The organism is Streptomyces sp. P9-A2, from assembly GCF_036634175.1.
In the GTDB taxonomy this organism is placed as follows: domain Bacteria; phylum Actinomycetota; class Actinomycetes; order Streptomycetales; family Streptomycetaceae; genus Streptomyces; species Streptomyces pratens.
Map to the genome: position 1 here is coordinate 6,051,633 of NZ_JAZIFX010000001.1, position 13,080 is coordinate 6,064,712.

General features: G+C 71.9%; 11 protein-coding genes. 8 read left to right on the forward strand and 3 right to left on the reverse strand.

Features of this window, described 5'->3' with window-relative positions:
* Positions 1-5 precede the first annotated feature (5 nt).
* Both V4Y04_RS27475 and V4Y04_RS27480 read left to right on the forward strand, forming a co-directional pair.
* Entirely contained in the window at positions 6-266 is a 261-nt protein-coding gene (locus V4Y04_RS27475) for a hypothetical protein (RefSeq protein WP_332431021.1), read from the forward strand.
* 42 nt (positions 267-308) lie between these two features.
* Positions 309-1,031: a class III extradiol dioxygenase subunit B-like domain-containing protein gene (locus V4Y04_RS27480; protein ID WP_332431022.1), complete on the forward strand. Its 723-nt coding sequence runs from the start codon at positions 309-311 to the stop codon at positions 1,029-1,031.
* A gap of 172 nt (positions 1,032-1,203) precedes the next feature.
* Here the strand turns inward: V4Y04_RS27480 and V4Y04_RS27485 are convergent, their stop codons facing one another.
* Positions 1,204-1,473 carry an antitoxin gene (locus tag V4Y04_RS27485; protein WP_332431023.1) on the reverse strand — a complete coding sequence of 90 codons (270 nt, stop codon included), beginning with the start codon at positions 1,471-1,473 and terminating at the stop codon, positions 1,204-1,206.
* A 203-nt stretch (positions 1,474-1,676) separates the two neighbouring features.
* On the opposite strand from V4Y04_RS27485, the gene miaA reads away from it, so the two are divergent.
* The 6 genes from miaA to hflX all read left to right on the forward strand — a co-directional run bounded on the left by miaA (position 1,677) and on the right by hflX (position 10,217).
* Complete coding sequence (gene miaA / locus V4Y04_RS27490; protein ID WP_332431024.1) at positions 1,677-2,615, forward strand: tRNA (adenosine(37)-N6)-dimethylallyltransferase MiaA; 939 nt, start codon at positions 1,677-1,679, stop codon at positions 2,613-2,615.
* Between the two features lie 108 nt (positions 2,616-2,723).
* Positions 2,724-3,227, forward strand: coding sequence for a hypothetical protein (locus V4Y04_RS27495; RefSeq protein ID WP_332433023.1), 504 nt, complete (start codon positions 2,724-2,726; stop codon positions 3,225-3,227).
* 77 nt (positions 3,228-3,304) lie between these two features.
* Positions 3,305-4,198 carry a diaminopimelate epimerase gene (gene dapF / locus V4Y04_RS27500; protein WP_332431025.1) on the forward strand — a complete coding sequence of 298 codons (894 nt, stop codon included), beginning with the start codon at positions 3,305-3,307 and terminating at the stop codon, positions 4,196-4,198.
* A gap of 296 nt (positions 4,199-4,494) precedes the next feature.
* Positions 4,495-6,711, forward strand: coding sequence for a RelA/SpoT family protein (locus V4Y04_RS27505; protein ID WP_332431026.1), 2,217 nt, complete (start codon positions 4,495-4,497; stop codon positions 6,709-6,711).
* 133 nt (positions 6,712-6,844) lie between these two features.
* Entirely contained in the window at positions 6,845-8,575 is a 1,731-nt protein-coding gene (locus V4Y04_RS27510) for a M1 family aminopeptidase (RefSeq protein WP_332431027.1), read from the forward strand.
* Between the two features lie 145 nt (positions 8,576-8,720).
* The gene (hflX, locus tag V4Y04_RS27515) at positions 8,721-10,217 is read left to right on the forward strand and encodes a GTPase HflX (protein WP_332431028.1); all 1,497 of its coding nucleotides are present in this window, start codon (positions 8,721-8,723) and stop codon (positions 10,215-10,217) included.
* A gap of 117 nt (positions 10,218-10,334) precedes the next feature.
* Here the strand turns inward: hflX and V4Y04_RS27520 are convergent, their stop codons facing one another.
* Positions 10,335-11,549, reverse strand: a complete 1,215-nt coding sequence (locus V4Y04_RS27520; RefSeq protein ID WP_332431029.1) for a trypsin-like serine peptidase — start codon at positions 11,547-11,549, stop codon at positions 10,335-10,337.
* Between the two features lie 178 nt (positions 11,550-11,727).
* Positions 11,728-12,948 (reverse strand): trypsin-like serine peptidase, encoded by a 1,221-nt coding sequence (locus V4Y04_RS27525; RefSeq protein WP_332431030.1) that lies wholly within the window; start codon positions 12,946-12,948, stop codon positions 11,728-11,730.
* Between the last annotated feature and the right edge of the window lie 132 nt (positions 12,949-13,080).

Sequence of the window (13,080 nt, forward strand, 5' to 3'; positions counted from 1 at the left end):
GACGCATGGCTCATTGGGTCGTCGTGGAGGAGCTGGAGGACAGGTTCCGGCCGGTCGCGCGCTTCGAGGGGACGCGCGAGGAAGCGCGCCGCAGGCTGTACGAGACGGCGTGCACGCGTCGGTTCACCGGAGGAGTGCTGAAGCAGCGTGGCGAGGTGTACCGCGTGGACGACGACACGTACTTCGTGGAGGTCAAGAGCGGACTGGTCACCTATCGCCTGCGGTACTACCTCGCGGAGCGCGTCTGGAGCACGGACGACCCGTGAGACGCGGATGCCGTTCCGGGCCGCGGCAGTAGGCTGCTGATCATGCTTGTCGCCGCCGCAGTCTGCCCGTGCCCGCCCCTCCTCGTGCCCGAAGTGGCCGCGGGCGCCGCGCCCGAGCTGGACACCGCGCGGGCCGCGTGCACGGACGCGGTCGGTGTGCTCACCGCCGCCCGGCCCGACCTGCTGGTGGTCGTCGGCCCGGCGCGCGGCGACGTAGGGGCCGCGCGCTACCCGGAGGGCAGCACGGGGTCCTTCCAGAGCTTCGGTGTCGGTCTCGGCGTACGGCTCGGAGCGGACCGGGACACGGCGGCCGGCCGGACACTGCCCGGTGCGCTCGCGGTGGGCGCCTGGCTGCTGGAGCGGACCGGATGGGCGAACGCACCCGTCGAGGGACTCGGCGTGGGGGAGTCCCTCGCGGCCGAGCGGTGCGCCGAACAGGGACGGGAGATCGCCACCAGGGCGGAGCGGGTCGCGCTGCTGGTGATGGGCGACGGCAGTGCCTGCCGCACGCTCAAGGCGCCGGGCTACCTCGACGAGCGGGCGGCGCCCTTCGACGCGGAGGCCGCGCGGGCGCTGGGAGCGGCCGACACGGCGTCACTGCGGGCGCTGGACGGCGGCCTGGCGCGCGAACTCAAGGCGTCCGGCCGGGCACCCTGGCAAGTCCTGGCGGGGGCGGCCGAAGCCGGGGGGACCGCCCTGGAGGGCACGCTGCTGTACGAGGACGCTCCGTACGGGGTGGGCTACATGGTGGCCACCTGGTCGTAGGGGCCGCGGCTTCGCGCGAGGCCCGCCCTGCACGCCGGACGGCGTGAAGCGGCCGAAGGCCGGGAACGGCCGCAACCCGGAACGGCCGAAGGCCGGGAACGACCTGCGAGATGCGCGTTCCCGGCCTTGTGCCGATCCAATGCCTCAGTGCTCAGTGCTCAGTGCTCAGTGCTCAGTGAGCGGGCGGCGGCCCCGCCGGGGGAGTGGTACCCCCCGTGTCCGGACCGGGGTCGTCCTTGTGGGCGAGGCGGTCCATGGCGTGCTTGGCCTTGCCGGTGCCCTTCTGGATCCTGTCGCTGTACTTGCCCTTGGTCCGCTCGTCGGCGGTCTTCGCCGCCTTGTCCAGCCCGTGCTGGATTTTGCCCCCGTGCTGCTGCGCGAGGTCCGAGACCTTGTCCTTGGCAGGCCCCAGCCTGGCCTTCATGTTGTCCAGGAGACCCATGGTCCACCTTCCCTCGCGGCGCGGTTCGTGTGCACTCATGTACGAAAACGCCCATATCCACTCCCTACGGTACTCGCGTGGGCGCGGTCCCGCCCCGCCGTACGGCCTTCCTGTGGCCGAAACCCGACCCGGGTGCGGCCCCGCGCCCGTCGCGTAATGCCACTCGATGGAGGGCCCGCTGTGGGGTTTGCGAGACTGGGCCGGTGAGCAGCGCACTCCCCACCCCCCGGGTCATCGCCGTCGTCGGTCCCACCGCAGCCGGAAAGTCCGATCTGGGCGTTTTCCTGGCTCGAGAGCTTGGCGGTGAAGTCGTCAATGCCGACTCCATGCAGCTCTACCGGGGGATGGACATCGGCACCGCCAAGCTGACGCCCGGGGAACGTGGGGGAGTCCCGCACCACCTCCTGGACATCTGGGACGTGACCGTCACCGCGTCCGTCGCCGAGTACCAGCGCCTCGCCCGGGAGCGGATCGACGCACTGCTCGCCGCCGGGCGCTGGCCCGTCCTGGTCGGGGGCTCCGGCCTCTACGTCCGCGGGGCCGTCGACCATCTCGAGTTCCCGGGCACCGACCCCGAGGTGCGGTCGCGCCTGGAGGACGAGCTCACCCTGCGCGGATCCGGCGCACTGCACGCCCGCCTCGCCGCCGCCGATCCCGAGGCCGCGCGGGCCATCCTGCCGAGCAACGGCCGTCGCATCGTCCGGGCGCTCGAAGTGATCGAGATCACCGGCCGGCCCTTCACCGCCAACCTCCCCGGCCACGACTCGGTCTACGACACCCTCCAGATCGGTGTCGACGTCGCCCGCCCCGAGCTGGACGCGCGGATCGCCGACCGGGTCGACCGGATGTGGGACGCGGGTCTCGTGGACGAAGTGCGCGCACTGGAGGCGCAAGGGTTGCGCGAGGGGCGTACGGCCTCGCGTGCGCTCGGCTACCAGCAGGTGCTCGCCGCGCTCGCCGGAGAGTGCACCCCGGAGGACGCGCGGTCCGAGACCGTCCGTGCCACCAAGCGCTTCGCGCGCCGTCAGGATTCATGGTTCAGGCGCGACCCGCGGGTGCATTGGTTGAGTGGGGCCGCGGCGGACCTGACGGAACTTCCGCGGCTCGCGCTGTCGTTGGTCGAACGACCGGTCACAGCCTGATCACGTCATGGCATCGGGACGCCCAGGCCGTCATCCAAGCCTCTGACGCCGTGCCATCATCGAGCTTCGATCGACCAAGTGGAGTCCAAGTTGGGAGGGCGCGTGGCGATGGAGGCCGGCCCTCGCGACACCGCACACGGCACCGAACACCTCACCACCGAGCGGGGTGTACCGGAGCAGGACCCTGACCGTCTCAGCCCCGACGGGCCGGACGAGACACAGGGCCAAGTGACCGACGACGGCCCCGAGCCGGACGAGATGTTCGCGGGCGGCGACGAGGTCGAGGTCGAGCTGCGCCCCCAGGGCCGGCTGCGCCTCTGGCAGCTCGCGCCCATCGTCGGCCTGGCCGCGGTCGGCTCCCTGATGTTCGCGTTCCCGCTCGCCTTCGACTTCGGCGACAGCGGCGCCGTGATCGCCATGCTGGGCCTGCTGATCTGCTCCTGCGCGGCCGGCTGGGGCATGATGGCCGCCCGCAGGGTGGGCTACACCTGGCCCGGTCTGCCGGCCCGGAGCTCCGGTCGCAGACCCGACTGGCGGGTCGTGATCGCCTACGCCGTGCTGGTCGCGGTGGTGGTGGCCCTGGCCGTCCTGCGGGTCGCCCGCCTCCGCTGACGCCCGCCTCCCCCTCGCCGGCCCCTGCGCCGCGAAGGCCGGGACGCGGGGCCGTGGACGCCCCGTACGATCGAGGGATGAGCACGCGGATCGCCTTCCTCAAGGGGCACGGCACCGAGAACGACTTCGTGATCGTTCCGGACCCCGAGAACGCCATCGACCTGCCCCCCGCCTCCGTCGCGGCCCTCTGCGACCGCCGCGCGGGCATCGGCGGCGACGGACTGCTGCACGTGGTGCGGTCCGCCGCGCACCCCGAGGCCCGGCACCTGGCGGCCGAGGCCGAGTGGTTCATGGACTACCGCAACGGCGACGGTTCCGTCGCCGAGATGTGCGGCAACGGAGTGCGCGTGTTCGCGCGCTACCTCCAGCGTGCGGGACATGTGTCCGAGGGAGACATCGCGATCGCCACGCGCGGCGGCGTGAAGACGGTGTACATCGCCAAGACCGTTTCCGACAGTGGCTCCGCCGCGGGTGACATCACCGTCGGCATGGGCAGGGCGCTGCTGCCCGGCGACGGCGTCACCGTGAGCGTCGGCGGGCGCAGCTGGCCCGCGCGGAACGTGAACATGGGCAACCCGCACGCCGTGGCCTTCGTGGACGACCTCGACCACGCCGGCGACCTGCTCACCGCACCCCCGTTCAGCCCCGCCTCGGTCTATCCGGACGGCGTCAACGTGGAGTTCGTGGCCGACCGCGGCCCGCGGCACGTGGCACTGCGCGTCCACGAGCGGGGAGCCGGCGAGACCCGCTCGTGCGGCACGGGCGCCTGCGCGGTCGCCGTGGCCACGGCCCGCCGGGACGGCGTCGACCCGCGGGTCACCGGAACCCCGGTGACGTACACGGTGGATGTGCCCGGCGGCACTCTGGTGATCACCGAACGACCCGACGGGGAGATCGAGATGACCGGGCCCGCGGTGATCGTCGCCGAGGGCGTGATCGAGGGCGAGTGGCTGGAGAACCTGCCCCGCTGACCCCGGTACCGTCTTGGTATCCAAGAGCAGCACGTGCCGGCCGGCCGCATCCGTGGGGTGCGGGGCCCGGATCGGCTTCGAGAGCATGACACGCCTCTGATTCCATGGCGTGAAATCGCCCCTGTGGCGGTCTTCGCTCGAAGGAGTGATCCGTTTCACGCTCGGAGGGAGGCGGTCGGTCGCACGTGCTGGGCTCGGTAGCATCAAGCACCGGCCCGGACGGGGACGAGCACCGTCTCCTGAGCCCGAGTCCGCCCTGGGCATGCGTCCGCCGGTCAACGCCGCCGGAGGTGCCCATGAACGCGGAGGCCGCGAAACCTGCGACCCCAGGTCCTGTGACAACGGGATCTGCGACATCAGGTCATGTCACGCCCACGGGGGCGCGGAGGAAGACACGCTCCCGGCTCGACCTGCGCCGGCTGGGCCGCGCCGCGCTCCTCGGCCCCGCCTCCCGCGACCGGCTCCCCGACGCCATCGGCCATGTGGTCGACGCCCACCGCGCCCACCACCCCGACGCCGATCTCGACCCCCTGCGCCGCGCCTATCTCCTGGCCGAGTCCTCGCACCGGGGACAGATGCGCAAGAGCGGCGAGCCGTACATCACCCATCCGCTCGCCGTGACCCTCATCCTCGCCGAACTCGGCGCCGAGACCACGACCTTGACGGCCTCCTTGCTCCACGACACCGTCGAGGACACGGAGGTGACGCTCGATCAGGTCCGTGAGCAGTTCGGCGAGGAGGTGTGCTATCTCGTCGACGGCGTCACCAAGCTGGAGAAGGTCGACTACGGCGCCGCGGCCGAGCCCGAGACCTTCCGCAAGATGCTGGTGGCCACCGGCAACGACGTCCGCGTGATGTCGATCAAACTCGCCGACCGGCTGCACAACATGCGCACCCTCGGGGTGATGCGCCCCGAGAAGCAGGAACGCATCGCCAAGGTGACCCGGGACGTCCTCATTCCGCTCGCCGAACGGCTCGGCGTCCAGGCGCTCAAGACGGAACTCGAGGACCTGGTCTTCGCGATCCTGCATCCCGAGGAGAACAAGCACACGCGCGAGCTGATCCTTCGCAACGCCTCCCGCGCGGACGACCCTCTCGCCGAGGTCGCCGACGAGGTGCGCAAAGTGCTGCGCGAGGCGGACCTCGCCGCCGAGGTCCTCATCCGCCCCCGTCACTTCGTCTCCGTGCACCGCGTGTCCCGCAAACGCGGCCGGCTGCGCGGCGCCGACTTCGGCCGGCTGCTGGTGCTGGTGAACGAGGACGCCGACTGCTACGGCGTCCTGGGCGAGCTGCACACCTGCATGACACCCGTCGTCTCGGAGTTCAAGGACTTCATCGCGGTACCCAAGTTCAACCTGTACCAGTCGCTGCACACCGCCGTCGCGCGCGAGGACGGCCAGGTCGTCGAAGTCCTCATCCGGACGCACCTGATGCACAAGGTCGCCGAGGCGGGTGTCGTCGCCCTCGGCAACCCCTATGCCGCACCGGGGGAGGAGCAGCCGACGGGCGACGGCGAACGTGTCGATCCGACCCGGCCCGGCTGGCTCTCCCGGCTCCTGGAGTGGCAGCGGGGCGCGACCGACCCCGACACCTTCTGGTCCACGCTGCGCGAGGACCTCGCCCAGGACCGCGAGATCACCGTGTTCCGTCCGGACGGCGGCACGATCGGCCTGCCCGCCGGGGCGACCTGTGTGGACGCCGCCTACGCGCAGTACGGCGAGGACGCGCACGCGTGCATCGGCGCCCGCGTCAACGGCCGCCTGGCGACGCTGCGCACCGTGCTGAAGGACGGGGACACCGTCCAGCCCCTGATGGGCCAGGACCCCGCCTCCGAGCCCTCCCGGGAGTGGCTGGAGCACGCCCGTACCCCGACCGCCCGGATCGCCATTCAGCGGTGGCTGACCGCCCACCCCGCGCACCCCGCCGATCCCGCCGATCCGCCCGCGGGCGAGCGGGCCGGGGCCGAGGAAGCCCGGGCGGACCCGCGTCCCGCGGTGGGCGAGCCCGCCGCCGCACCGGCTTCCGGAGCGGTGTCCGCGGCGGCGTCCGGCTCCTTCGGAGGTGCCCAGGTCCTGGCCGACAGGCCCGGCGCGACGGTACGGCTCGCCGGCTGCTGTACGCCCGTACCACCCGACGAGGTGACCGGATTCGCCGTGCGCGGGGGAGCGGTCGCCGTGCACCGGGTCGAGTGCTCTGCCGTGGCGCGCATGAAGAGCGCGGGGCGTGCGGAGGTCGGCGTGCGCTGGGGGGAGGGTGCCGAGTGCCGGGTCACCCTGGTCGCCGAATCGTTCGTCCGCCCCCATCTGCTCGCCGACCTCACCGAGGCCATGGCGGTCGAAGGCGCCGAGATCGTCTCCGCGACCGTCGAACCTCCGACCCATCAGCAGGTGCGGCACACGTACACCGTGCAGCTGCCGGACGCCGCCCACCTGCCCGTCCTCATGCGCGCGATGCGCAAGGTGGCGGGTGTGTACGACGTGAGCCGGGCCAAGCCGCAGAGCCAGGGCACCTGACAGCGGCGCGCGCGGGGACATCACCCCTCCGGAGGCCTCGTCGGGCACCCGTTCGGCCATCGGCCCACCCGATCGGGTGGGCCGGGAGCGCGCCGCCGTAACCGCGCACGCGTGCGCTGATAGCCGTGGGCCCATGCTGCGCACTCCCCACGACCCGGCCGCTTCCGAACCGGCCCCCGAGGCCTCCGCACGTCCGGCCACGCACGGCCCGGCCTCCGTCCGTCAGTCCGCTCCTGTACCGGCCATTCCCGTACAGACCGCCCGCACGCCGATCTCCGGGGGCCGCCGTCGGCGGACGTCCGCCGCGCTGCTCGCGTCGGCCGTCTCCGTGTGCCTCCTCGCCGCGAGCGCCCCCGCCACGCCGCTGGGCATCGGTGACCGTCTCTTCCCGCACCTGGGCAACCCCGGGTACGACGTGGCGTCGTACCACCTCGCCCTCAGCTACCCCGGCACGAACGACACACCGCTCCAGGCCACCACGAGGATCGACGCCCGGACGACCACGGACCTGGACCGGATCAACCTCGACTTCGCCCACGGCACGGTCCACTCGGTCGAGGTCGACGGCGCCCCCGCCACCTTCACCACCGCGGGTGAGGACCTCGTGATCACGCCGGTGAGCGGTCTGGAGGCCGGTGAACGGACCCGTATCACCGTGCGCCACACCAGTGATCCGGTGGCCGCGGAGGGCCGTGACGGTGGCTGGGTGCGCACCGCGGACGGTCTCGCCATGGCCAACCAGGCCGACGCCGCGCACCTGGTCTTCCCGTGCAACGACCACCCGTCCGACAAGGCCTTCTTCACGTTCCGCATCACCGCCCCCGACGGGCACACGGCCGTCGCCAACGGCCTGCCGATCCATGTCGACCGCACCCGCGCGGCGACGACGACCTGGACGTACCGCACCCGGCACCCCATGGCCACCGAACTCGCCCAGGTGTCCATCGGCCGCTCCACGGTCCTGCACCGCACCGGCCCGCAGGGGCTGCCGCTGCGCGATGTCGTCCCCACGGCCCACCGCGAACAGCTCGAACCGTGGCTGGCGAAGACCCCGGACCAGATCGCCTGGATGGAGAACAAGGCCGGCCGCTACCCGTTCGAGACGTACGGCCTGCTCATGGCCGACGTCTCCACCGGTTTCGAACTCGAGACCCAGACGCTGTCCCTCTTCGAGCGGGAACTCTTCACCGACTCGGCCCATCCCGCGTGGTACATCGAGTCGATCATGGTGCACGAGCTCGCCCACCAGTGGTTCGGCAACAGCGTCAGCCCTCGCACCTGGTCCGATCTGTGGCTCAACGAGGGCCACGCCACCTGGTACGAGGCGCTGTACGCGCAGGAGAAGGCCGGCCGGCCCCTCGAGGCCCGGATGAAGGCCGCCTACGAGTCCTCCGACCGCTGGCGCGCGGAGGGAGGACCACCCGCCGCTCCCCGGGCCCCGCAGCCCGGCCAGAAGATCAGCATCTTCCGGCCGATCGTGTACGACGGCTCCGCGCTCGTGCTGTACGCCCTGCGCGAGGAGATCGGCCACACCGCGTTCGACCGTCTGGAACGGCGCTGGGTGACCGAGCACCGGGACGGCACGGCCTCCACCGCCGACTTCGTCCGGCTCGCCTCCGACACCGCGGGGCGCGACCTGACCGGATTCCTGAACGCCTGGCTCCACGACGCGAAGACCCCGCCGATGCCCGGCCACCCGGACTGGAAGTCCACGGCGCAGGGCCCGGACGAGTCCACGGCCTACAGGTTCACGGCCCACAGGCCCGCGGCCCCCGCATCCGCGTCACGGCCCACGGGACGTTCCGGCCCGACTTCCGGCCCGGCCACGCATCGACCGGCCGTGAGCCGGGAACAAACACGGTGACGAGACGTGCCGTGTCGTGCCACCATCGTCAGGACGCCGCCGCACGGGTCACGGGAATCTCCCGGGAGGCCCGTGCGTTGTGAAGGGTGACGGGGTACCCCGTCACCCCTGCGATCTCCCATCGACGTATCGACGTAAGGACCCAATGACCTCCTCTTCTTCCCCTTCCCAGGACACCAAGCGCTTCGCGCGGACCCACCCCGAGGGCCTCCGGGCCGATGCCCTGATGGAAGCGGACGTCGCCTGGAGCCTCGAGATCGACGGAGAGCGGGACGGCGACCAGCTCGACCGCTCCGAGCGCGCGGCCCTGCGCCGCGTCGCCGGCCTCTCCACCGAGCTCGAGGACGTCACCGAGGTCGAGTACCGGCAGCTCCGCCTGGAGCGCGTCGTACTCGTCGGCGTGTGGACATCGGGAACCGTGCAGGACGCGGAGAACTCCCTCGCGGAGCTCGCCGCCCTGGCGGAGACGGCGGGCGCCCTCGTGCTCGACGGCGTGACCCAGCGCCGCGACAAGCCCGACGCGGCGACCTTCATCGGCTCCGGAAAGGCCCAGGAGCTGCGCGACATCGTGCTCGAAACGGGCGCGGACACGGTCGTCTGCGACGGTGAGCTGAGCCCCGGCCAGCTGATCCACCTCGAGGACGTCGTCAAGGTCAAGGTCATCGACCGGACGGCCCTGATCCTGGACATCTTCGCCCAGCACGCCAAGTCCCGGGAGGGCAAGGCACAGGTCGCGCTCGCGCAGATGCAGTACATGCTGCCGAGGCTGCGCGGCTGGGGTCAGTCGCTGTCCCGGCAGATGGGCGGCGGCTCGGGCGGCGGACTCGCCACCCGCGGCCCCGGTGAGACCAAGATCGAGACCGACCGGCGCCGGATCCGCGAGAAGATGGCGAAGATGCGCCGGGAGATCGCGGAGATGAAGACCGGCCGCGACATCAAGCGCCAGGAGCGCAAGCGCCACAAGGTGCCGTCCGTCGCCATCGCGGGCTACACCAACGCCGGCAAGTCCTCGCTGCTCAACCGCCTCACGGGCGCGGGCGTGCTGGTCGAGAACGCCCTGTTCGCGACCCTCGACCCGACCGTGCGCCGCGCCGAGACGCCGGGCGGACGGCTGTACACGCTGACCGACACCGTCGGTTTCGTCCGGCACCTGCCGCACCACCTCGTCGAGGCGTTCCGCTCCACGATGGAGGAGGTCGGCGACGCCGACCTGATCCTGCACGTGGTGGACGGTTCGCATCCCGTCCCGGAAGAGCAGCTGGCCGCCGTGCGCGAGGTGATCAGGGACATCGGCGCCACCGGCGTACCCGAGATCGTCGTGATCAACAAGGCCGACGCGGCGGACCCGCTGACGCTCCAACGGCTGCTGCGGGAGGAGAAGCGCTCCATCGCGGTCTCGGCCCGAACCGGCCAGGGCATCGATGAACTGCTCGCCCTCCTCGACAGCGATCTGCCCCGCCCGGCCGTCGAGATCGAGGCGCTCGTGCCGTACACCCACGGCAAGCTGGTCGCCCGCGCCCACGACGAGGGTGAGGTGATCTCCGAGGAGCACACCGCGGAGGGCACCCTGCTCAAGGTGCGGGTGCACGAGGAACTGGCGGCGGAGCTCACGCCGTTCGTGCCCACGCCGACCGCCGGCTGAGTCCACGGCCCGCGGCTTCGCGCGCAACGCCGACGGCCCGCCCCCCGCCCACGAGCGGGGGGGCGGGCCGTCGGCGTTGCGCGGATCAGTGAACACGGTGATCACACGCCGCCTTGATCACCGGCCGCCGTAGGTCCTGCTCATGTTCTGGTACAGCGCCTCGGCGTCCCGGCCCAGTTGCGGGCCCGCGAGCCAGGTGTTGTCGGTCGGGCCGATCGAGGTGTTCGACACCAGCACGGTCTCGCCGTTCACCACCCGGAACCAGCCGCCACCGGACGAACCACCGGTCATGGTGCAGCCGATGCGGTGCATCGTGGGCAGATCGGAGGCGAGCGAGAACCGGCCCGGAGTGTCCAGGCACTTGAACATCCGCAGTCCGTTGTAGGGCGGCGCCGCCGGATATCCCCAGGCCCCCATCCGGCCCGCCCCGTCCGCGGACGGGGTCGAGAAGTCCACGTCCAGGGCGGTGCCGACCGTCTCCTCCAGGGACTTGTCCCCCTGCTCCGGCTTCACATGCAGGACGGCGTAGTCGTACGGCGCTCCGGCGCCGCCGGTCTGCGCGCCGCCCTCGATCCAGCCGGTGGAGGTCGAGGCCCAGTCCGCCCACCAGTTGCCGTACGGGGCGATCTCCGAGGCGTCGTTCGTGCTGTTCAGCTCCGCCTCGGACCTGCCCAGGTCGTTGTACGCGGGGACGAAGACGATGTTGCGGTACCAGCCGCCGTCGCCGCCCGCGTGCACGCAGTGACCGGCGGTCCAGACGAGGTTGGACCTGCCCGGGCGGTTCACGTCCTTGACGACCGTGCCGGAGCAGACGCTCGTGCCCTCGGGGGAGTCGAAGAAGACCTTGCCGACCGGGGCCGCGTTGGCGTGGTAGGGCGTCTGCTCGGCCTGTGCCTGGACCGGTCCCGGCTCCGGGTCGCTGACGCCCCGGGCGGCGGTCGCGTCCTTGGTCGAGAGGGTCTTGTCGGCCTCCTCGGCGGAACGCATCCGCTCCGGCTTCCACAGGCCCTCGATCACCGGGTTGACGTAGTCCTTGGCCTCACTGAGCCACTTGTCCTCGTCCCAGTCCCGCCAGCCGCCGGCCTTCCACCTGTCGACGTCGATCCCGTGCTCCTCGAGCCTGTCCGCGATGTCGGCCGGGACCCGGGTCTCGCCGGCCTCGCCCTCCGAGGCCCGCGAAGTGCCGGAACCGGGCTTCTTCGGGTCGGCCTTGTCGTCGGTGGAACCGGCGCACGCGGTCACGGTGAGCGCCAGGGCGGCGATGAGCCCGGTCACGGCGAGGGCTCTGCGACGGCCCCGCCGGCGCGGAGCGGACGTACGGATGGAGCGCATGGTGCGATGACCCCCGGTGCTACGAATGAATGTCCTGCTGGTGGGTGCGGACGCCGCACGGGCGGGCCGGCGGACGCGTGCCGCCGGTGCCACCCGTGCGTGTGCCGTTACCGCGACGCCGTTCCCGCCCGGGCGGGGCCCGTGTGAACGGAACCGCCACCGCCGGAGCGGCCGACGGTCACTGGCCGGCGAACTTGTCGCTGACCGCCTTGTACACGCCCTCGGCCTCGTCCCCCAGCCGCGGGCCGGCGAGCCAGCCCGACGTCACCGGGCCGATGGAGGTGTTGGACACCAGCGCCGGCTTGCCGTCGGAGCCCTCCGCGACCCAGCCGCCACCGGACGAACCGGCGGTCATGCTGCACCCGATGCGGTACATCGTCGGGTCGGAGGAGCTGAGCGAGAGCCGGCCCGGCCGGTCCTCACAGCTGAACAGCTTCTGGCCGTCGTACGGTGTGCCGGCCGGGTAGCCGGTCGCGGTCACGCTCTCCACGTCCGGCACGGCGGGAGCCTTGAAGTCCACCGGCAGCGCCGAACCGACCGTCTCCTCCAGCGACTTGCCGTCGCCGCCCTTCTCCGGCGTCACATGGATGACGGCGTAGTCGTACGAGGCGCCGTCACCGCCGGTCGCACCGCCCTGCTCGATCCACTGGTCGGAGGTCTGGGCCCAGTCGCCCCACCAGACGCCGTACGGAGCGACCTCGTCCGGGGCGGCGCCCTCGAGTTCGCCGGCCGGCCTGCCCGCGTCGTTGTACGACGGGACGAAGACGATGTTGCGGTACCAGCCGCCCTTCTTGCCGGCGTGCACGCAGTGCCCGGCCGTCCACACCATGTTGGACTTGCCCGGGTTGGCGGGGTCCTGCACCACGGTCGCGGAGCACACCATCGTGCCCTCGGGGGAGTCGAAGAGCACCTTGCCCGCCGTGGGAGCGTTGTCGTGGTACGACGCCGGCACGGCCTGCGCCTGCACCGGTTCCGGCGTCGGGTCCGTCACGCCCTGGTCACCGGAGATGTCGCTCTCGTCGACCTCCGGGTCCGGCTGCTCGGCGTCCCGCATGCGGTCCGGGTCCCACAGGCCCTCGATGATCGGGTTGATGTAGTCGTTGGCCTCGCGCAGCCAGTCGTCCCTGTCCCAGTTCTTCCAGTCGCCGTTCCGCCACTTGTCGATGTCGACCCCGTGCTCCTTGAGCCGGTCCGCGATGTCGCTCGGGATCTGGATCTTGCCGTCCCCGGCCGCGGCGGTCGCGGAGGCTTCGCCGCCCGCCGTGTCGTCCTTCGCACCGCAGGCGGTGACGGTCAGCGCGAGTACCGAGGCGAGCGCGACGGCGGTCAGTACGGGGGAGGTTCCGCGGCGCGTCCTTCCGCCTCGGCGAGTGGTGGACGACGGCCGTATGGATCGCATGATCTGACTCCCCCTGATGTGGACGAACTTGGTGCTTCGGCCGTGCTCGCGCCCTGGACTCGAACGGAGTCCGGACCTCTCGCACGACCACCGGGAACGGCACCACACACTATGCGCTCGCCGTGGGGGACA